14 protein-coding genes and 1 pseudogene are annotated in these 22,617 nt (G+C 45.5%); 1 reads left to right on the top strand and 14 read right to left on the bottom strand.

Annotated features, from left to right (window positions below; all coding sequences use genetic code 11):
* Positions 1 to 188, bottom strand: a pseudogene (locus BM265_RS08580) (hypothetical protein); the annotation flags it as partial.
* Between the two features lie 264 nt (positions 189 to 452).
* Here BM265_RS08580 and BM265_RS08585 point away from each other — a divergent pair.
* A complete protein-coding gene (locus tag BM265_RS08585; RefSeq protein ID WP_074961162.1) occupies positions 453 to 2,390 on the top strand; it encodes a substrate-binding and GGDEF domain-containing protein in 1,938 nt (645 codons plus the stop codon).
* 74 nt (positions 2,391 to 2,464) lie between these two features.
* Here the strand turns inward: BM265_RS08585 and BM265_RS08590 are convergent, their stop codons facing one another.
* The 13 genes from BM265_RS08590 to BM265_RS08645 all read right to left on the bottom strand — a co-directional run bounded on the left by BM265_RS08590 (position 2,465) and on the right by BM265_RS08645 (position 22,611).
* The gene (locus BM265_RS08590) at positions 2,465 to 4,501 is read right to left on the bottom strand and encodes a glycoside hydrolase family 5 protein (protein ID WP_431767989.1); all 2,037 of its coding nucleotides are present in this window, start codon (positions 4,499 to 4,501) and stop codon (positions 2,465 to 2,467) included.
* A gap of 262 nt (positions 4,502 to 4,763) precedes the next feature.
* Positions 4,764 to 6,782, bottom strand: coding sequence for an ABC transporter permease (locus BM265_RS08595; protein ID WP_074961164.1), 2,019 nt, complete (start codon positions 6,780 to 6,782; stop codon positions 4,764 to 4,766).
* Positions 6,772 to 7,539, bottom strand: coding sequence for an ABC transporter ATP-binding protein (locus tag BM265_RS08600; RefSeq protein ID WP_074961165.1), 768 nt, complete (start codon positions 7,537 to 7,539; stop codon positions 6,772 to 6,774). The genes BM265_RS08595 and BM265_RS08600 overlap by 11 nt, the downstream gene beginning before the upstream one ends.
* Before the next feature lie 46 nt (positions 7,540 to 7,585).
* Positions 7,586 to 7,777 carry a hypothetical protein gene (locus BM265_RS08605; protein WP_074833836.1) on the bottom strand — a complete coding sequence of 64 codons (192 nt, stop codon included), beginning with the start codon at positions 7,775 to 7,777 and terminating at the stop codon, positions 7,586 to 7,588.
* Positions 7,778 to 7,916: 139 nt separating this feature from the next.
* The gene (locus BM265_RS08610) at positions 7,917 to 8,108 is read right to left on the bottom strand and encodes a hypothetical protein (RefSeq protein ID WP_074961166.1); all 192 of its coding nucleotides are present in this window, start codon (positions 8,106 to 8,108) and stop codon (positions 7,917 to 7,919) included.
* A 135-nt stretch (positions 8,109 to 8,243) separates the two neighbouring features.
* Positions 8,244 to 8,369: a hypothetical protein gene (locus BM265_RS20885; RefSeq protein WP_278287617.1), complete on the bottom strand. Its 126-nt coding sequence runs from the start codon at positions 8,367 to 8,369 to the stop codon at positions 8,244 to 8,246.
* Between the two features lie 161 nt (positions 8,370 to 8,530).
* On the bottom strand, positions 8,531 to 8,755 hold the full coding sequence (locus BM265_RS08615) for a hypothetical protein (RefSeq protein ID WP_074961167.1): 225 nt from the start codon (positions 8,753 to 8,755) through the stop codon (positions 8,531 to 8,533).
* 194 nt (positions 8,756 to 8,949) lie between these two features.
* A complete protein-coding gene (locus BM265_RS08620; RefSeq protein WP_074961168.1) occupies positions 8,950 to 9,945 on the bottom strand; it encodes a sensor histidine kinase in 996 nt (331 codons plus the stop codon).
* On the bottom strand, positions 9,942 to 10,604 hold the full coding sequence (locus tag BM265_RS08625) for a response regulator transcription factor (protein WP_074961169.1): 663 nt from the start codon (positions 10,602 to 10,604) through the stop codon (positions 9,942 to 9,944). The genes BM265_RS08620 and BM265_RS08625 overlap by 4 nt, the downstream gene beginning before the upstream one ends.
* A 153-nt stretch (positions 10,605 to 10,757) precedes the next feature.
* On the bottom strand, positions 10,758 to 13,763 hold the full coding sequence (locus tag BM265_RS08630) for a glycoside hydrolase family 9 protein (RefSeq protein ID WP_074961170.1): 3,006 nt from the start codon (positions 13,761 to 13,763) through the stop codon (positions 10,758 to 10,760).
* Between the two features lie 645 nt (positions 13,764 to 14,408).
* Entirely contained in the window at positions 14,409 to 17,102 is a 2,694-nt protein-coding gene (locus BM265_RS08635; protein WP_074961171.1) for a glycoside hydrolase family 9 protein, read from the bottom strand.
* Positions 17,103 to 17,462: 360 nt separating this feature from the next.
* Complete coding sequence (locus BM265_RS08640; RefSeq protein WP_074961172.1) at positions 17,463 to 19,955, bottom strand: fibronectin type III domain-containing protein; 2,493 nt, start codon at positions 19,953 to 19,955, stop codon at positions 17,463 to 17,465.
* A 322-nt stretch (positions 19,956 to 20,277) separates the two neighbouring features.
* A complete protein-coding gene (locus tag BM265_RS08645) occupies positions 20,278 to 22,611 on the bottom strand; it encodes a glycoside hydrolase family 11 protein (protein WP_074961173.1) in 2,334 nt (777 codons plus the stop codon).
* Between the last annotated feature and the right edge of the window lie 6 nt (positions 22,612 to 22,617).

The following is a 22,617-nucleotide window of genomic DNA, read 5'->3' on the forward strand; positions in this document are numbered from 1 at the left end:
TCAATCTTACGGCTTGAAAAAGAGTCGTTCATGTAGCCGTAGATGAGTATCTTCATCATGATATCCTCGGGTATGGCGCCATTCCACTTGCTTACTATCGTGTATTCTTCTTTTTGATAGATCTCATCTATAACATTGCTCAATACTCTGACAGTTGAGCTTTCTTCGATGTAGATCTCATAATTCATGTTAAGACGCACTTGACAATTTCTCATTTTTGTGGTACAATCCTTTCGTTGGTTTAATGGTTTTTGCAATTATATTATACCATAAAAAGAAGAGCTTGGCACTGTGCCAGGCTCTTTTTCTTTGTTGGGGCTGCAACAGCCCCTTTTTTTAACTCCGTCATGATTTTGTATATCTTGCAATTAACTTATTGACTAATCTATTAATATATGGTATAATTAGACAACAGCAAATCGGACACAGATTTTATCGCAGGAGGCATTGATATGGAAAAAAGAAAAACCATCTGCCTTATAACAGGTATGCCTGAAACACTGCACGCAAGGCGTGTGGCTAAGGGCGTTTTTGAACAGTGCGATAAGTACGGCTACAATGTGGCTGTATTTGCTTCCATGTCTCACTTCCTGTTCTTTATCGAGGAACACGCAAAGGGCGAGAACAACATCTACTCTCTGCCGAATTTCAAACTGTTTGACGGCGTCATCATTGATACCGTAACGCTTCTTGAGGACGGCACAGGCAAGGTCATGAAAACTGTTGACCGCAGGATAAAGGAATGCGGAAATATACCGGTCGTATGCCTTGGCATACCCTATGGCGGATATCATACGATAAACGGCTACAATGATGATATACTCCGCGAGATGTGCCGCCATGTTGTGAACGTTCACGGCAAGCGGGATATATGCGTCCTGACAGGTAAAAAAGGTCATCCAGAAGCTGAAGAACGTCTGGCAGTATTTGCCGATGAGCTCGGAAAGCTTGGTATCGAGCTTGATGAAGATCACAGGATATACGGAGATTTCTGGTACAACAGCGGAATCGCTCTTGCTAAAGAGATGATCGAGGGAAAGCGCCCGATGTACGAAGCTGTTATAACAGCAGGTGACTACATGGGTCTGGGACTTATCGAGGAACTCACAAAACACGGTATAAGGGTACCCGAGGATATCATAGTTATTGGATTTGATGCCACTGACGAAGCCATGCTGGCTGAGATAACTCTGACTTCCTATGAAACCAATTACACCAAAACAGCGGCTGACGCTGTTGACTATCTGCGCAAAAATATCGACCCCGATGGCAGTATCAAACCTTATGTTCCGGATATGCAGAACCTCTGCCACGAAGGTATGAGCTGCGGCTGTCAGCCTGATATAACACAGTCAGCAAGAACATTCAGGGATTCCCTTTATTACATATACCACAATTATACATCTGAAAATGTGTTCGATAATATCGACATAGGTATGCTGATGGAGAGCTATGCATCTGAATCACTTACCGCATCTGCCACCCCCGAAGAATGTCTGAAAAACATATTCGGCAAGGTATATCTGCTTCTGCCCTTTGTTAATTTCAGGCTTTGTCTGCGTGAGGACTGGCTGAGCTACGATACATATCTCAAAGAGGGCTACCCCGATAAGATGATGGTAGCGGTGGCTGATTCAACGGAGAACGGCGTAAAGGTAAATAATTGGAAAGATATGTTCACCATAGATACCAAGGATCTGGTACCCGAGCTGAATGAGTACACCGAAAAGCCCTGCGTGTTCTATTTTGCAGCAGTACATTTCGGTGACAATACTCTTGGCTATGCCGTGCTCCAAAGAGAACTTTCCGACAGGCATCTGCTGAATCTGGTGTTCCGCAACTGGCTGAGACTTGTAAACAATTCTCTTGAAATGGCTAGGGCGAAGAACAGGTACGTTCAGCTTTCTATAGTTGATAATATGACAGGCTTGTACAACCGCCGCGGAATGTATGAGAAATTCAGCGATATGATGAAGCACGCAGATAAGGACGACAGGCTGATGATATGTGTGATAGATATGGACGGGCTGAAATACATCAACGACACCTTCGGTCACAGCGAGGGTGATGAAGCTATAATCACAATGAGCCGTGCTATAAAGACTCTCTGCGGCGATAATGAGGTACCCGTCAGGGCAGGCGGCGATGAATTCGTTATAATCGGCATCGGGGCATACAGTGATGACGAACCGAAAAAGCGTGCAGAACATCTGGCAGATATACTTGAAAAATCCAATTCAGAGCTTGATAAGCCCTACCGTTTAGATGCCAGCATAGGCTGTGTTCTGAGTGATGAAAACAGCTTTGAGCTTGAAAAGCATCTTACCAAAGCAGATGAGGAGATGTACCGCTGCAAATCGTCACGCAGGAAAAACCGCACCGCACTATAATATGATAATAAACAAAATATCCGTCGGCTCGTAATGAACCGACGGATATTTATTTATCAGCTTATTCAGCTAAATTACTTGATAGTAACAGTTATGGCATTCTTGATAGGATCAGCTGTGTTCCACTTACCATTGACTCTTGCAGCAACAGCAACCTTGTAGGTCATGCCGGGAGTCAGATTCTTGGGAGTTAAATAGCTGTTGGTTGTGATATTGGAAGTCTGAATTCTCCACTTACCTGCCAGATATACAGCGATACCGTACTTGTCTGCACCCTCAACCTTATCCCAGACAAACTGTACCTGATGATACTGAGTGCTGTAATTAGCCTTAACGTTCTTGGGATAATCATCGCTGGAAGTTGAGGCCTTGGGAGTTACAGTGACAGCATTGGAATAATCATTGGTCCAAGTGCCGTTTACTCTTGCAACGACAGCTACCTTGTAGTTTGTACCAGAGGTCAGACCTGTCCAGTTGTAAGAAGTGCCTGTTGTTTCGGTAACCTGCTTCCAGGAGCCGTTAACGTTCTGGTATACAGCATACTTGTCAGCATTGCTGATGGAATTCCAGCTGAGCTTAACGCTGCCTTCACCTGCTGTGGAAGAAATCTTGATGGTCTGAACAACAGGTGTATCATTGTTGCCGCCATTACCATTAACCTTCTTACCGCCGTCAAGGTTGCTGCCCTCGGTATTTGAATACTTGGAATAGAATTCGCCAAGGGAGATACCGTTCTTGCCCAGTGCTACCTGGTGGTCAAGACCGATGTACTTACCGGTGGTAGATGTCTGCCAGAGAGCCTTCTCGAAGAGCTCATACTTAGGTTCATTCCACTTGATAGTAGTGCCGGAGCCTGCCATGAAACCGAGGCCGTCCCAAAGTCCGCCTGTATCGCCGGAGTTAGTATTGAGGCACCAGAATGTGTGGTTGATGTGATGCTTGATCATGTAGTCACGGAGAAGAGTCATCCACTTCTGGTTCTCCTTGCCGTCCATATGACCGCCCCACTCACCGATAAGCTCAGGGCCTATTTCCTCCGCATTGATGTAAGCCCATGTATCATACCAGTAATCGTCAAGCAGAGTCTGCTCTGTGAAGTCCTTATCGAACCATGTCTGTGCATAAACAGAAGGGCCGTAGTCATGAGGTGAGTAAACTATCTGTGATGTACCCTGCTTGGGAACGATAGGATACTCTCTTGCGCCGCGGAAGTTACCGCCCCACCATGCGCCTATGTAAGGTGAGTTATCTCTTCTGTCAGGCATACCCCAGTAGTCGCCTGCCATAGCACCGCTCATGGACTGCTCAACGCCTTCAACGAGGATAAGTGCATTGGGGTTAACATCAAGGATAGCTTCTGCACACTTAGTTGCAGCGTAAGCCCAGTTGTTCTCATCGGTAGAACCGTCCCACTTAGCAGCGTCAGCGCCTTCCTGACCCTTTCCGTGAGGCTCGTTCTTGAGGTCATAAGCGATGAGGGTATCATCATTCTTGTACTTGTCAGCAAGCCATACCAGTGAATCGATCCATACCTTTGTGGTAACGCCAGCCTTGCCGTACCAGAGGTTGTAGTTATGACCAGAGTTGTCAGTATGAGGACTGTGTACATCGATGAAAGCCTTGATACCATACTTCTTGCACTTCTGCATCATGATATCGAATACTTCCATACTGTTCTTGGCAGTTTTACCATCAGCCTCGCAGAAATCAGCATTGATGGTGTAAGCAGGGTCTGCGTTGCAGGAGAAGCTGCTTACAGGCATAGGCTTGCCGTTCATCCATGAAACGAGAAGCTCGGAAGAAACAGGGAAACGGATAACGTTGATACCACGGTCTGCGATCTCTTTCAGACAGTCATCAGCGTCAGCGCTCCAAAGGTAGTGCGGGCAAGCTTCGCTGCAGTTGAAACCGAACCAGTTTGCACCTGTCAGCCATACTTCATTGCCGTATTTGTCATAAAGTCTGCTGCCCTTAGCGTGCAGCCAGTCGTCGTTGCAGTCATCAACTGTTGCAGCTGAGGCTGTGGTTGTTCTGACTGCTGAAATGCCTGTAGCCGCACCTGAAACGGTGAGAGCAGCTATTGAAGCAAAAGCAGCCATCCTTCTGATAATACTTTTCATAAAATATTCCCCTCTCGTGATACCGAATGTTAATTTATTAAGGTATCTTACTTTTTTAATTGTATCATCGTTACCGAAAAATGTCAATACCAATCTTGTAAAAACTGAACATAAAGTCACGAAATCGATTAAACTTTTTGTTAATATATTATACGTACCGTAATTTTGGGAAATTTATTGAATTTTTAAACAAAAAACGGATGTACAGGGGTGCACATCCGTCTTATAGTTTTATAAAAAATATCCGTTTTGTCTATCTTCTCTCTTTCACAATGCTCTTGCTGCTGAAGAATGTTATGAGAAAATATCCGCCATAGATCATCAGGATTATCAGGGTGGTCACTGTCATGGACTGACCGATATTTTCCGTGCCGAATACTTCAAGTGTACGTGCCGCAAAGCGCATACCGAATACAGAGTGTACGCAGGCGAGCAGCAGAGGTATCAGGAAGAATATACCTGTCTGTCTCAGCAGAGACTTGCCAAGATCTTTCTCGTCAGCGCCGATCTTTCTGAGCATCTCGTATCTGCCCACACTGTCAACACTCTCGGAGAGTTCTTTAAGTGCAAGTACCGCACCGCTGGCGATAAGGAACACCAGTCCGATATAAAGCCCTACGAATGTAGCTATTGCGCCTATGCCAACGGAATCTGCTTTGATCTGAATCCTGGAATCGCGAATGTAATAATTATCGGCTGTGTCAGACAAATCCATTACATTATCGAACTTTGCAGCTACTGTTTTTTCAGCTGCTTCCTTGTCTTCGGAAAGGTAGTTGCCGATAAAGTATTCCATATGAACACCGCTTTCATCTACAACATCATCGGGAACTATTATTATACCAAAGTTTGCTTTATTTGACGAAATGGATATGAAGCCGTCAACACAGCTGCTGTACTGTGATCTCAGAGTTTTGCCGAATACGTTTATCTCATTACCCTTTTCAATTGCGGTGTCACGCAGAGCCTTCACTGAACCGTAGTTGCATAATACTATAAAACTGTCATCTTCCAATTTAAGCTCTTTTCTGCCATATATCTTCATAAGCGCATTGTAATCGCTGACACGGACCAGCTCCTCGGTTGAATCGAACATCATATTCGGATACTGCGCTTTAATTTCTTCGGCTTTGTCACCGAGGAAGTCTTCAAAGGTGAAACCCTCATCAAAGTAACTGTAAAAATGTTTATACTCGCTGAAATCCTCTGTGATATCTTCACCAGCTTCTTTATACATCTTTTCAAGATCGGAAGTATGTTCTTCGTTGTAGATATATACTCTACCCTCGAAATCAGCGGGGCAAAGCTCCTTGATATTTGAATTCATGGAATTTCTTATGGTGAAAGCGGCTGCCAGCATACAGATGGTAACAAAAAGCATCAGGCAGATAACTGTCATGGACATTACCATGGTGTTTACCTTGCTGCTTATCTGGCGGAAAGTGAAACTGTTTAAACTGCGGTAGTACATACCCTTTACCGACATCACTGTACGCAGCAGCATACCCGATACCGACCAGAAGATGAAGAATGTGGATATGATGCCTGTTATCACGCTGCCAATGAATTTATCTTCGTTGAGGTCATTATAGCCTACTGTTACGTTGTAGTATGCAATACTCAGGGCGATCACCGCTGCTATGAATATCAGCACGCAGACTATGGGATTTTTCAGCTTTATCTGCTCTGAACGTCTGCCTGACTGCATAAGGTCGATGAGTTTCATCTTTGTGATGACTATGCTGTTGAATACCATTACCACCAGATACATAACAGCAAAGTAAAGTATGGTCTTGACTATTGCTTCGGTTGAAACAGTGAACTTGTAAGCTGTCATATCAGCTTCAAATAGATTCGCCACCAGCGCACTCATCAGCTGTGAAAGTCCTATGCCCACCAGCAGACCCGCTGCCAGAGAACCCAGACCGATGATGACTGTTTCTATCAGCAGCAGCCTTGATATGCTGCCCTTGCTCATACCGAGAGTCATGTACAGCGCGAACTCCCGCTTTCTTCTCTTCATCAGAAAACGGCTTGCGTAAACTATCAGCAGACCCAGAACGCCTGCAACGAATACGCTTATTCCCGAAAGAACAGTTCTCAGAATATCAATTACTTCATAGCTGCTGTCATTTATCCTCATCATAGCAGCCTGTCCGCCGATGGCGTTGAAAACATAAAATACCGAAACGCCGATCATCAGCGTGAAAAAGTATATCGCATAATCCCTCAGGCTTCTGCGGATATTGCTTACCGAAAGCTTAAAGAGCATCGCTCATGTCACCTCCCAGGAGAGTTACTACATCGATTATCTTATCAAAGAACTGCTTGCGGGTATCAGCGCCGCGGCTTATCTCGTTGAATATCTTACCGTCCTTGATGAAGATGACACGGCTGGCATAGCTTGCAGTGAAGCTGTCGTGAGTTACCATCATGATGGTTGTGCCGCACTCTGTATTCAGGTAGCGAAAACGCTCCAGCAGCATCTTAGCCGACTTTGAATCCAGCGCACCTGTAGGTTCGTCCGCAAGTACAAGCTTTGGTGAAGTAACTATGGCGCGTGCCGATGCAACTCTCTGCTTCTGTCCGCCTGACATCTGATAGGGGTACTTTTTCAGCACCTCGGTGATTCCCAGCTGTTCAGCAACTGTCTTGACTGCCTCGTCAATTTCCTTGACAGGCTTTTTCTGTATCGAAAGTGCCAGTGCAATATTCTCGTAAGCAGTCAGTGTATCAAGCAGGTTGAAATCCTGAAAGATGAATCCCAGCTTTTCACGCCTGAACTTGTTCAGCTCCTTGCCCTTTATCTCGGTGATGTCGCTGTCCTCCAGATATATATGACCCGAAGTCACGCGGTCGATGGTGGAGATGCAGTTGAGAAGTGTTGTCTTGCCGCTTCCCGAAGCTCCCATTATAGCAACGAACTCGCCCTTTGATACCCCTAAGGATATATCGTCTATCGCCTTGGTAAGGCTTGACTTGCTGCCGTAGTATTTTTCAATGTTTTCGATCTTGAGTAACTGTTCCATATCCAACTCTCTTTTCCTTTGTAGTTTTTTTATATCAAGGTCTTTCTTAAATGAACTGCTCCGATCTCTTTGTGAGATATACTGAATATGCATATGAATAACCAAGTGTGCTTGCTGCAAGTATCGCCATGCCCGGAATGTCCAGATTTCTGATTGCAACGAAGTGCATTATCACGCCTGCTGTTACTGCCATCATCATCAGTGTACATATCACCAGTGTCATCTTTGCAAATTTCATTTCGGATCACCTTATCCTTTTCATATTCTTTGTGGGGTCCTGCCCCTTACTGTATCTTTATTATATCATACGTTTTGCTGTCTGTCGTTTTTTCTATCTTACGTTACATTACAGTTTTGTAATGTTGGCGGATTTATTCTTAAAACATCTGCTCAACCTTCATTCTGTCGTACTTTGTCTTTGCCGAGCAGTACATTACTGTGCAGATCGCAAGTACTGTAGTTCCCTGAGCATCAAGGCTGCCGGTTTGTATTGTGTTGATGACCAGACCTGCCAGAACTGCCATCATAGTTGCAAAACAAATCATAACCGAGATCTTAACATTTTTCATAATTATCGACCTTTCCTCTTTAAGCTTTACTCTTTTCCTCGGGAACTCTTATCCCCTTGCTGTATCTATATTATATCATACGTTTTGCTGTCTGTCGTTTTATCTATCTTACGTTACATTACAGTTTTGTAATGTTTACTGCTTCTGCGCTTTTTTAGCCGCCTTGTATTTCTCTTCCGTGCAGCAGCAGATGCAGGCGTTGCAGGCGATCAGTCCGCTGAGGGTTGTATCCCAGAAACCTGTGCGGATGTAGTTCATCATTGCGATGATAAAAAGTACCAGTGTTGTAACTGTGCTTATGATCTATGCTGTTCTTTCCTTTTTCATATCTATCTTCCTTTCAGAAGTCTCAGGTTATTGGGTGTTCCCCTTACTGTGTCTATATTATATCATAGGTTTTGCTGTCTGTCGTTATTTTTATCTTACACTGCATTACAGTTCTGTAATGTTGCTTCCTCTTTGTCAGCCTCTTCGATCTCCTCTTTGTACTTCATTGAAGCGCAGCAGTAGATACCTGTACCAAAAGCTATCATTGTACCAAGTGCGGGATCGAACACATCTGTATGCGAGTAGTTTATCACCGCGATCAGAAACATTACTATTGTTACCAGTGCGCTTATCACCATTACTTTTCTTGTGTTCTCCATAATTTATCTCCCCTTCTTGAGTTATACTGTCCGTGGGGGTCTTCCCCCTTGCTGTGATTAAAGTATAACACAAAAGGACGGGCGGGTCGATATTTTAATCTTACCTGACATTACAGTTTCGTAATGTTCGCGTTTGCATAAATACTCCCATATCCCGATAGCACATCTGCTGTCGGGATATGGGATAGTTTGGTCTACTGAATATTGTGAAGTTTGTCCTTGCCGAAAACTATGGTTATCTCGGTGTATTCGCCCTGTACCGATTCTGCCTGTACACTGTGACCCAGCTTTGTGCAAAGCATCTTTACTATGTACAGACCCATACCCGTTGACTTGGTATGAGTTCTTCCGTTTTCACCTGTAAAGGATTTTTCAAAAATATAAGGCAAGTCAGCCTCCGAAATACCTATTCCGTTATCGCGGAAATGCAGAACAGTCTTGTCATCAAAGTCCTCTGCATAGACCTTTATCTCGTCCGCTTCGTACTTAATACTGTTGCCCATAAGCTGACCAAATATAAATGCAAGCCATTTAGCATCGGTCATGACTTCTACATCGAGACCCTCAGCGGAAAGGGAGATATTCCTCTCCTGTATCTCCGAGCGGTTCTTCATTGCGGTCTCGCCGAAGATCCTCTTCAGTGAAGCATTCTTGATTATATAGTCCTTTTCGGCATTGCGGCTTCGGGCATAGTAAAGCACGTTCTCAATGTAGTCATCGATGCGTTTCAGCTGTTCGGAATACCTATTACTGCCATCGTTGTGACACATCAGCTGCAAGCTTGCCACAGGGAGTTTGACCTCATGCACCCACATTTCTATATACTCACGGAATTCCAGATTCTCGCGGCGGTACTCTGCGATATGCTCACACATAGCCTTGTCAGACTGCCTGAGAACTTCGTACAGAAATCTGCCGTCAAAAAAGTCGGGAGCTTCAGTCATCTCAGCAAGAAGATACTTTTTATCAAGGCTATCTAGGCAGTAGTTAAGCTTGTCGTAGAAACTCTTTTTCCTGAAAAACGTCCAGCACTCAGCGATGGCTCCGCCCAGCAGGAGTATCACATATACAATTACAATGCACTGTGTTCTGATATGGAAAGCCTGCATGAAGATCAGCGCTACTGCAAGACTGACAAGGTATATCATGTAAGCCGAAAGTCTGTCTTTTAAATATTCGGTGATGCTCATTTCAGTACATACCCCTGTTTCTTTCTGGTCTCGATGGCATCTTCAAAGCCAAGGTCCGCCAGCTTTCCGCGAAGTCTGCTGATGTTCACCGAAAGAGCATTGTCGTTAACGAACTCATCGTTATCCCAGAGTGCGGTCATAAGGTCATCGCGGGTGACTATCTCCCCCTGCCTGTCAAGCAGGAGCTGAAAAATTATCATTTCATTCTTGGTCAGTACCTGCTCCTTGCCGTTTCGGTCGATGCTGCCCTTAACGGTGCTGACCTCGGCATCATGATACATCTGGGAACCGCTTGTCTTGGTAAAGCGCTTCAGCACCGCGGATATCCTCAGCAGAAGTATGGTGGGATTATAGGGCTTGGTGATGTAGTCATCAGCGCCGAAGCTCATGGAAAGCACCTCGTCTATCTCGGTGCTTCTGCTGGTCAGCATTATAACAGGGGTATCGCTGACTTTTCTGAATTCCTGCAAAAGTGTCTCGCCGCCCACAAAGGGAAGATTTATATCCAGCAGTATAAGGTCAGCCCCCGAGGACTTCATCTGTTCAAGGGAAATGCTGAGGTCGGTGACAGCCTGGACCTCATACCCTGAGTTTTTAAGCAGTGTTGCGACTTCATCACGAAGCACGGTATCGTCTTCGATTATCATTATTTTTTTCATTGTCTATCTCCCGTTCAATGATATTCATAGCATTATCGCCTTAACAATTATATATCATTTATCACGATTCGTCAAGCGTAAAAGCGCGTATTTACATAACAAAAACGGCAGTCTCCGAAGAAACTGCCGTTATAGGTTCTGTGAAACTATATATTACTTAACAGTAACAGTGATAGCATTCTTGATAGGATCAGTTGTATTCCACTTGCCGTTAACTCTTGCAGCAACTGCTACCTTGTAGGTCATGCCGGGAGTCAGGTTCTTAGGAGTTACATAGCTGTTTGTGGTGATGTTGGAAGTCTGAACTCTCCACTTACCAGCCAGGTATACAGCGATGCCGTACTTGTCAGCGCCATCAACCTTGTCCCATACGAACTGTACCTGATGATACTGAGAGTTGGTTATAGCTCTAACATTCTGAGGCCAATCAACAACAGGAACAGGAGAACCGCCAGCATTATCGATCATGAATGTGGTCATCCATACCAGAGGAGCGTTCCAGTTGATGGTAACTTCGTTTACAGACCAAGACTCTGCGCTGTCTACGTAGCACTTCTGGTTAGCCAGTGTGCCTCTCTTGTAGCCCAGACCGCCGATGTAAGGATCCTGCATACCAGCGCCGGGACCACCGGACAGTACGCCATCAGGAGCCTTCGGGAAGGTAGGATCTACGCCCTTAGACCAGAATCTGTGGTGAGGCCATTCCATAGTCTTATCGCCGTAGCCGGATACATAGGAGAAGCCAAGACCGTTACGTCCGTAGATGTAGTCCAGAGCTTCAGCAGCACCGTTCAGGTACTTAGAGCCCTTAGAAGCGTCATAAGCGTAAGCAAGTACCATTGCGTTGTTGATTACGAAGGAGTTGGAACCCCACTCATAACCAGTGATCTTGATGCCTTCACCGATGTTGATAGCATCCTCAAATGTAGCACCCTTGTAAGGAATGCCCATGCCCTGCTTAGTCTGCTGAGCCAGATAAGTATCACCAGCAGATGTGATGGAAGACTTAATTGCACTCTGCTCAGAAGAAGAAAGCTTGCTGGGATTCAGGTACAGAGACAGGGTACCCAGACCGGATGTACAACCCCAGTTGAAGGAGCTGAAGGAGCCGTTGTTCTCGCCGCCGCCCAGGCTGGTTGTCAGGCTGAATGCCTTATCCTTGCCGGATGTATCGTTGGGGTTGCTGTACTTCTTGAGGAAGTTATAGTAAGTAGAATCGCCGGTTGTTGCGAAGAGCTCGCAAGCTGCCCAGTAAGCATCGTCGCCTACATAGGTATCACCGTAAGCACCGCCGCCGATAGCCTGATCCAGAGGAGCGAAGTAAGGATCGGTAGAAGAATCACCCTTCTTGATGTTCCACTTGCTCTCCTTAGCGCTTATAGCCTTCCAGCTGTTCTGAGCGTTCTTCAGACACTCCTGAGCGAAGCTGTCATCGATGCCCTTCCACAGACGTGCTGCCTGTGCTGCGCAAGCGATCATATTGAATGTAGCGGCATAGGTTGCAGGCTTAACTATACGGATAGTGCCCCAGCCCTTCTCGCCGTTCTCCATCGTTTCCTTATCATAGTCCCAAGACTTGGTAGCCAGACCTGTCCACTTGTGGTCGTGCAGCTTGTGATATACAAATCCGTCGCTGTCGATCATCTTGAACATCCACTCCAACTCAACTCTTGCTTCGTCGAGGATATCAGGAGCCTTATCACCATTCTCAGGGATAGCTATAGTGCCGTCTGTCCACTTCTTGGTGGTGCCGTTCTTCTTGGTGAACTCATAGTCGTTCTGGAGAGTCCATACAGAGATACCGCCGTTAACAACGTACTTACCGTGGTCACCTGCATCGTACCAACCGCCGGTACCGTTGATGCTCTTGCTCTTCTCAACGTCAGAGCCTTCGCTGTCGTAGGACTTAACCCACTTGGACTGTACATAAGCAGTATCAGGGTTATGACCATACTTAGTGTGAGCCAGCTCGCTCTTATCACCGGAAGTGATGTACTGAGACTCTATCGCAACACCTGAACGGTTCTGATAGAAGTAGTTCATGGAGTCCTTCAGCAGCTGAGTGCTGTAAACGTTACTGCTGATCACGAACTCATGGCTCTGGTTCATTACATACTGCTTCTGGGTCTGAGGATTTGTCCACATCAGCTTATCGCCGCTGAGCTTGGTATCGTTAACATTCTTAGCAAGCAGAACCTGTGTGCCGGAAACACCAACCTTATCCTTTACGAAGATTGTATATGTACCCTCAGTATTGAACTTGGAGAAGTCGATGATATGAACATAAGCACCGCTGTCCTTCAGTCTGGTAACAGACTGATCACCAATCTGAACGCTTGTGGTCTTACCTGTACCGGAATCAGGGTCGGAACCGAATACTGTAGTTGTACCGGTATACTTAACGTTGCCGCTCTTATCTCTAATCTCATACTGCAGAGGAGAAGAAGCGTCTGTTACATAAGAAGCCTTCTTGGAAAGATTGGGATAGTAACCCAGCTGGTTCAGACGAACGTTGCTCTCGGGTCTTACAACACCCATCTCATTGCTAGGATCCCAACCATCAGGACCTTCCAGTGAGAGATTATCAAACTTCAGAACTGTGCCGTTAGGGAAGCAGTCAACATTCTGATACTGACCCTTACCGCCGTAGTGGAATGCCCACTCAGCAACGTCAACATCCTGATCAGCAGTGAATGTTGCATCAAACTCGTTATGACCCTTCTTTATCGGTACGCAGTCCCAGCACTGGTTGAAAGTACCGTCTGTGCAGTTATTGTGCCAAACTTCAACAGTTCCGCCGTAGTTACCGATCTTGGTGTACATCTCACCATCGCTGGTAGAATCAACTTCCCAGTGAACCTTATAAGTCTGACCCTTCTTGATTGTGAGATTTCTGTGACGGAGCTGAAGATCCCATCTGGACTCAGGACCATCGTTGTTAATGATCTCTACGTTGTAAGTACCGCCGCTGATGTCAAAAGACTGCTTAGCGGGGTTGGTCTCACAAGTATGCCAAGGCAGACCTACACCAGCATCAAAATCTGTCTGACCCAGCATCTGATCAGCAGATGCGCTCATAGGAATGAGTGCGGAAGCTGTGGACAGAGATACAACGCTTGCCAGAAGTCCGCTGGCAATCTTCTTCATTGGATTCTGCATGAATTAACCCTCCCTGAAAAAATAGAAAAAATAAATTTGTTTGTGATACGGCATCAGTGCGGCTGCCGAATCAACGAATGTTTTAAGAGAAATAAGGAAGTCTTCATCCGACTTGCACTACCCTTTTTTCCACCTGCTATTATTATAATATATTTCTCAAAAAAGTCAATTGTTTTGATTAAATTTCATTTACTTTAACGATTACGCACGTGTTTATTTATACAATACGTACAACTCGTAATATGTAAAAAGTCAAGTAAAACTCGTGTTTTCGTACAGCCTGTTAATTCTTTGAATACTATATGTTAATAAGTTGTATTGTCACAAACTAAAGCTTAATATGACTATAACTCATAATATTCTTTTAGACTCGGCATGATAAAATATTCCTACAATGCCAAACTTTCCTTTGGCAAAAGTTCTGAAATGTCCATATACAGGCATTTGACCGTTTTATCCATATTCCTGTGAACTTCATCTGAGGTACTCTTAAAACTGAAATTTTCGAATTGACGTTCTTAACAATTATCGCAATCGTTTTCTGTGCTATTTTGTTAAATTCAATAATTTATTTTGATCTGTTGGCAAGCAAAAAAACGGCAGTCTCCGAAGAAACTGCCGTTATAGATTCTGTGGAACTGTAAATTACTTGACAGTAACAGTTACAGCGTTCTTGATAGGATCAGCTGTGTTCCACTTACCGTTGACTCTTGCAGCAACTGCTACCTTGTAGGTCATGCCGGGAGTCAGGTTCTTAGGAGTTACATAGCTGTTTGTAGTAACGTTGGAGGTCTGAACTCTCCACTTACCTGCCAGGTATACAGCGATGCCGTACTTGTCAGCACCTGCAACCTTGTCCCAAACGAGCTGTACCTGATGGTACTGGGTATTGTAATTTACCTTGATGTTTGTAGGATAATCGATCTGGCTGCTCTCTTTCTGGGTAGTAACAGTTATAGCCTTGGAGTAGTCACCATCGTACGTGCCGTTATTATTTGAAAGAACGGCAAACTTGTAGCTTGTGCCTGCCTTCAGACCGCTTACCGTGTAAGAAGTGCCTGTTATATCAGTGATTTTCGACCACTTGCCATTGGAATAACCGAATACGCCATACTTGGAAACGCCGCTTACGCTATTCCAGCTGAGCTTTGCAGTGGTGGTAGTGGTAGCATCGCATTTAGCGGTAGGATTTGTAGAAACAGGAGTAGAGCTGCCACCGTTTCTCTTGAATACGTACTCGGTCTGGCTTGCAGTCTTGCCGTTAGGCTCAGTACCCCAAACCTGTACACCATTTACGTACATAGGTATATTCTTGTTGAGAGCTGCATCGCTCTTGATGTCAGAAGCTGTTGCTAAACCGCCCTTGTAAGACCAGTCGTTTGTAGGATCCCAAGCGCCTGCGGTAGACTTGCCGTTTATAGCATCGGGAATAGAGATCCTGAACTGTACTTCATCTCTGTGCTCGCTCTGACCGGTAGGCTGTATAGCTCTGCCGTCTTCGAACTTGATCTTTGCATAAAGGGTATTGCCTGTCTTGTCGCCCTCATATACATAAGGACCGCTTACAGTAGCATAGCCCTGTTCGCCTTCCTTATACTGCTGGCTATTGCTTATAACCTTTATATCATCGATAGTCAAACCTGCATCGAAGATCTCGGAAGCATCGAAGAAGTATCTGTATTCGATATCCTTAGCAACTCTTGCAGGCCAAGCGGTATGGTTCATAGCCCATGCCTTGATCTCGGAATAGCTGCTGCCCTTGCCGTTGAGTACAGCTGCAACTTCCCATTCAGCCCACTTGGGTGTTTCTGTTTCAGGGAAGTTTGCGAGAGGCTTTCCGCCGTAATCGTCGATCATAGCACACAGACAAGCGGTGTAACCTGCGTTGTAGTCTATAGCGACCTCTGTATACTGGAAGTCAGCGACCTTGTAATCGCCGTATTTACCGGAACTGTCAGGACCGCCGATAAGTGCGCCGTAGAGAGTATGAGCATATTCTGTCTGCCAGCCTTCGTTTCCGCCGGATTCCTGACCGAGTTCGTTCCAGTGGTCATCGTGTACGCCGGAAGCGTTTCTGTGATGGATAGCAGAAGGCGACTTCTCACCCATGCCGAGAACATAGCTGTAACCCATTTCGTTATCGCCGAAGCAGTAGTTCATCTGGAGGTCGCCCCACTTGCTGAACTTACTCTCAACATCTGTACCCTTGAAAAGTGTATCGGAACCGAGTTTTGCAAGGAAAGCTGTCGTTGTTGCGTGACGCAGAGAGCCCCACTGGAACAGCCAAGAAAGTCCCTTGGGTGTTATCTTTCCGAAGAACGACTTAGAATCCTCGCCCATCCAGTAAGTAAGATGACGCTTAACGTGAGCAGTCCACTCCTTGTTTCCTGTTATCTGAGCGTAGAGGAATGCAGCACCCTGTGAAGTATCATCCCAGCAAAGTCCCCATGTGAACTTACGTGCTGTATCCTGTTCTTCCAGAGGGAATATCGGTATGTATTCATTTTCTACCTTATTGAGATATGTCTTATCGCCTGTAGCCTTATAAAGCCAGAGAGCAGCAAACATACAGTCATCTACCCATGACTCTGTTTTGTACATACCTGTCATACCGCCGATATCTGAACAATCTCTTATCTTGTCAGCACCGGCAAACAGATCCTTAGCGTGCTTGAGGTACTGTGCCGCAGTTGTGGGATCGGAATCCTTGAATACGAGATATCCCTGTGCAAGAGCAGCAGCAGAAAGACCTGCAACAGAAGAATTCTCGATCACATCATAAGGACGCTCCCAGTCGCCGTTGTTGAGGTGGTGTTTACGGAGATATACTTCTGAGCTGCACCAGATGTTATGGTCGGTAGAACCGCCTGTGAAGTCACCGATGGTACCTACCATCTTGCCGTTGCCCTTATCGCATGCCATTACATAGTCAAGTCCCCACTTGAGATTGTTTCTGTAAAGCTCGCCCATGCCTGCGTTGTCAACAGCATCTTTGTACTCAAGGTAGCCCCATGCAAGCATTGAAGCTGAATAAGCATTTGTAAGACAGAACTTGAAGTGGTCGCCTGCATCGAACCAGCCGCCCTTTACATAGTCGGTCTCGTTGCCGTCTTCATCCACCATACAGTCATCCTTCCACTGTACAGTGTTCCATTCGGGAAGTACGCCCGACTGCTGTACTTCATAGAAGAACATAGACTTCTGGAGTGCCTCTGCATAGTTGTATGCCGAAGCTGCGTTTGCCGTCAGTACCGGTGAATTGTCCTGAGGCAGTACAGAAACCATTCCTGCTGCCATAACAAGTGCCGAAACTGCTGCGGTAATCTTCTTAAATATCATTTCCATTCTCCTCTCGATAAATAAAGATTTCCGGTTTAGGCATAATAAATATAATATCCCTATATTTTTAAAATATACTATATTGTTTGTTGTTTGTCAATAGCTAATATAATTAATTAAACGATTACATGAAACAAAATCATTTAACGTATACACATTTTATCTTATCATATCAAGGCAGTTTTTCACGAGAAACCGTACAAATTCCGCGCATACAGACAAATTTTCCGTTCTCATATACTAGCTACAAAATCGATGCCTTACAAAAACTTAAACGATTAAACGTGCAATTTTACCAAACAAAACAGGACAAAGAGAACAGCCTCTTTGTCCTGTTATCTTCATATCAATGATCTTCGATCAGCCAATGGTAACTTCAAATGTTCTGGATTCCAGCTTTCTAAGATCCCACTCGCCGTTGATCCTAGCACATACTACCATCTTATAAGTGCCGGATTCAAACTCAGGTGATATAACGCTTGTAACGTCGCCGTCTTCTCTTGCAAGAATCTTCCATTCGCCGTTGATATAAGCTCCGACTGCGTATCTTTCAGCGCCCTCAACAGGTGTCCAGGTGAGCTTGAATCTCTTGTGAGACACTTCAACATCTACGCCGGGGAACTTAGACTTGCATCCAATGCCTATAGAATTGGAAACATCGTTGCTCCAGCTGCCGTTTGCATATGCTATAACAGCTACCTTGTATACTACTCCGGGATTCAGACCCTTGAACTCATAGGAAGTACCGTCGACCTCGTCGAACTTACGCCATACACCGCTGATATATGCACATACAGCGTACTTCTCAGCATCCGCTACAGGTGTCCATGAAAGCACAGCAGAACCGTTGCCTGCTTCATAAGAAAGCTCAGTAGCGGTGGAAAGCTTGTTTATAGTGATCGTTCTTACATCTGTATACTCAACGCCGTCGATTGTTGCTGTTGCAGTATAGATCTTCTTGCCCTCGGTATTATATGTAGGATTTATAGTCTTTACTGAAATTTCAGCTTCAGCTGTCTTGACGTCACCGCACTTTTCGCAGATAACATTTACAGTTGCACCGCTTGCATTCTTGTTCCAGATCCACTCGGTCTTAGTGTAGGAGTGACCCAGAGCGGGAAGAATAGTTTCCTTTGTTTCAGTGTATACCTTACCATTGAACTCTGCAATTGCGGTACATACTGCCTTGCCGTCCTCGGTGCAGGTAGCATCCATGATCTTGGAAGTTACGATAGCCTTGATATTCTCAACGTGGTCGCAGTCTTCACATTTGAAGGAAGCAACAGCATTTCTGAAGTCATCTGTAAAGTTCCACTCGGGCTCACCATAGGTGTGGCCTGTTGCGGGTACCTTCCAGGAATCCTTCTCGATCTCCTGATATGCACCGTCTGCGAAAACATAGAACTTTCCGTCAGAGCCGTCATAATAACCTGTGTTTCCGTCATTCTCGCAGTCAGCTTCAGCAGCATCGTGCCAGGTGTACTTTATCTCAAGTGAGAAATCAGCAAGAGCCTCAGCACCCTTGAAGTTCTGAGTTTCTGCAATAGTTGCTCTAAGTGTATAGTCGCCTACCTCGGTAGGTACCTTATCGGTATATTCGGAATCCTCTGCATCCTTGGGCTTGTATTCAAAAGTGACTTCGCCCTCGCCCTTGTTTCCGTCAACAACGGGAACGCTGGGTTCATCGCCGAATGCCCAGTTAGCAACAGATACTGTAGGTTCGATATCTGCTCTTTCAACAGTAACTTTCACAGACTTAGCTGTGCAGTTGCCCATGCCTTCCAGCTTGTACCAGACATTGTATTCACCTGCCTCCTTGACCTTAGGCAGTTCCTCTGTATAGGTACCGTTAGCCGAAAGGCTGTAAACCATTTTAGCGTCTTTAACAGAACCTGCGGTTATGAGCTCATGCTCTTCTTCATCATATACCAGATCTTCAACAGCAACAGGTGCTGTTATATCCGAAACTTTCTTTACTTCACCTTTGAAAGCAAGAGCGTTTCCACCGACAGCCTCAATAGTAGAATATGTGTCCTTTATAGTTACAGTACCGCTCATACCGTCAGCAACGGGATGAACTATACTTGCATCGGAGCACTTTCCGTCTATCAGGCAGTTACTTACAGTAACATTTGCATTATATCCGCACCAGCCAACAAGACCGCAGGCAACATCGGAAGCCTTTACAGTTCCTGTGAAACCACAGTTCTTGAGCTTTACTTCTGCATTATAGCTGTGACCGATAAGTCCGCCGTTATGGGTTCCGCCGCTGATATCAGCAGTTACCAGAACATTTTCGATCTCCAGAGTTCCCAGCGCAGCACCAACAACGCCAGCAGAATGTATACCGCTCTTAACAGAACCCTTAACGATCATATTCTTGATGACAGCATCCTTTACGCCACAGAAAGGAGCAGCGCAGTGTGTCATTTTATCGGCTTCCTTTTCGGATTCGTCTATCTTGAGAGTTATTGTATGATAGTTACCATCAAAAATTCCGGAGAAAGGACGGCTCACAGTCTCTGTGGGATGCTCGTTCTTTCCTATCATATCAGTAACTGTTATATCCTTTGTAAGTTTGAAATATTTGCCGCTGAAGCTTTCGCCTTCATTTACCTTTTCAGCCAGCTTTTTCCATTCATCAGCAGATGCGATCTGATAAGGCTCGGCCTTAGTGCCCTTGCCTTTACCGCTCCATATCTCAGTTTCTTCTTTCTCGTTTACAGCGGTAACAGCAACAACAGCTGCACCATCTTTCGAAAAGCTCTCTGCACTTACAGGCATCATACCTGCCGCAAGCACGAATGCCAGCAGTCCAGCAGTTACTTTCTTCAGAGTATAGTTTCCGCTCATTGGCTTGTTCCTCCTTACGTGAACATCAACAGTGTGTACAACACACATTTACGATATACCGCTCTCCTCGGTCGATACTCAGACCCGCCTTGCAGCACGGTATATATGTCTCCGCTTTTTGTTTTTGGCTACCATATCGCCGTGAAAAATATATAGACCACGGGCATATAAGGTAATTTTTTATATTATATCACACTTTATACAAGACGTCAATCATTTTCACAGAAATTTTAGTATTTGGCATATATTTTAACAAAAAGATCAGAGGAGACCTCAGATGAGATCTCCTCCGACCTTATTAATATGGTCTTTTTAATGAAAATCAGCTTACCTTTGTGTAGATCTGACCGCCGTTCAGGGTCTTGCCCTTAGCTGCGAACATTTCAGAAATGGTAACTACCTGATAGCCCTGAGACTTCAGCCAAGGAAGAACACTCTCCATAGCTGTAGCAGTATTGTCATAAGTCTCGTGGCAGAGAACGATAGCACCGTTCAGAGAACCGTTGTTAGCTGCGTTCTTGATAGTGTTCTCGATCTGGTATGCAGATGCACCGTTCCAGTCCTGTGTATCGATAGCACAAGTGATCATAGGAACATCGTACAGTGTCTGCTGAACCTGCCAGTTGGAAGCCAGGTAAGGCAGTCTGAGGAGCTTGGAAGGCTCTGCGCCGATGATGCTCTTCAGCTTGCTTGCACAGTTATCATACTCAGAACGGATCTGGCTTGCGTTTTTCTCAGTCAGGTTGGGGTGAGACATAGTGTGGTTTGCGATCTCCATGCCCTTGCTGTAAGCATCACGAACCTGATCAGGCTTGCCGATCCAGTTGCCAACATAGAAGAATGTTGCGTGGAAGCCGTTCTTATAGAGAGCATCGATGATTCTCTGACCGGAGTAACCCTGTGCAGTACCGTCATCGAAAGAGATAGCTACCATAGGCTTGCTGGGGTCAACGTAATAACCGTTGTTACCACCATTGTTTCCGCCGTTGTTGCCGCCATTATTGCCACCGTTGTTTCCGCCGTTATTACCGCCGTTGTTTTCTTCGTTACCGCCGTTGTTGGTGTAAACAGGTGTGCGGTACTGAATGTTGTTGTAGGATCTGGTGGTCACTACTACGTAGCTGTCCAGAGCGCCTGCTGTATCCCACTTGCCGTTTACTCTTGCAGCAATTGCTACTCTGTAGCTCATGTTGGGAGTAAGGCCCTTGGGAGTAGTGTAAGAAGTGCCGGAGATGTTGGAATCCTGAACTCTCCACTTACCTGCCAGATAAACTGCGATGCCGTACTTGTCAGCGCCCTTTACAGCGTCCCAAGTGAATCTCATCTGGTTGTACTGGCTGCTGTATTCCATCTTAACGTTTGAAGGAACAGTTGCGCTTGTGCCGCCTGTACCTGTGCCAGTACCTTCTGCGGTGTAGCCTTTGTTTGCGATTATAGCTCTGTCAACATAGATGTCGCACAGGCTGTCGGGAGCTTCAACGTACATCTTTACGTTGGATGCGCCCGAAGGAATTGTGAAGTTAGTGTTCTCAAGCTTTGTCCACTTGCCTGCTGTGCAGGTGCCCTCAGCTATCTGAGTGTAATTTGTGGTACCATTCTGATCATACTGCATAGACAGCTGAACAGTTGTGCTCTCGGTAGGATTTACCATAGCGCTGAAGCTGTAAGCGCTGCCGGGCTTGAAAGTAGAAGTGTTGACATCTACTTCACCGCCGTTCCAGTTATCAGTTCTGCCGCTTACATACAGGGACTTGCTGCCCTCATAAGCCTTGGAAGAAGATGATGTTACACTTGCAGAACCTCTGCCTGACCAGGAATTGGTGCCGTTCTCGAATGTAGCGGAGTACAGTGTACCCTCGATCTCCGGCTCCTCCGGCTCGGGGTCAGGAGTGTAGCCACTTTTGCCTTCATACATCTTCAGATTAACATCAGCTGAACCGTCGGATTCCCAACCTTCAACGTTGAAAGCAACTTCGTACAGGTTGCCCATCTTCAGACCCTTGGATTCCCAAGCCTTGAAGTGCTCGGAAACGCTGATTGTACCCTTAGTTCTAAGGTTCTGACGGATGCTGATATACTGTGTGAAATTCTTGTTGCCTTCGATGGTGTAGGAATTTCTTGCACTTGTATAGATCTTGTATTCACTGCCGTCGATAGTAACGGAACCCTTGTACTGTGCAGAGGAATCCTGTGCAGGAGACCAGTTCTTCCAGTCTTCGATGATGTAGTACTCTACCAGAGGATTCTGAGCCCAGCCGTAGATACAGATTCTGGAGTTACCTGATGAACCTGCCTGCCAGTTGCAGTCGTAATCACAGTAGAAATCACCGTAATCCTTGTAAGTCTTAGGGTTATTCAGACCCCAGTAAAGACCACGGCGAGCAAGGAAGTTACCTCTTGAACCGTTAGGACCGCACTTCCATGATGTGCTGAAACCGCCGTCATTGTCGTGCAGTGTCATAGTAGAAGAGTTAGGGGTATCTGCCTGCCAGATCTCGTGATGGTAATCATTGTACCAGCCGACTTCCTGTGTGTGCGAAGGGCTTGTTGTCAGTACCTTAGCAGCAGATGCAGTAACTGATGATATAATAGGTGAAACCATCAGTATACCGGCAACAAAAGCACTTGTTATGCGCTTTGTAACTGATTTCTTCATAAACTA

It is taken from the genome of Hominimerdicola alba (genome assembly GCF_900112155.1).
Classification (GTDB): Bacteria; Bacillota; Clostridia; order Oscillospirales; family Ruminococcaceae; genus Hominimerdicola; species Hominimerdicola alba_D.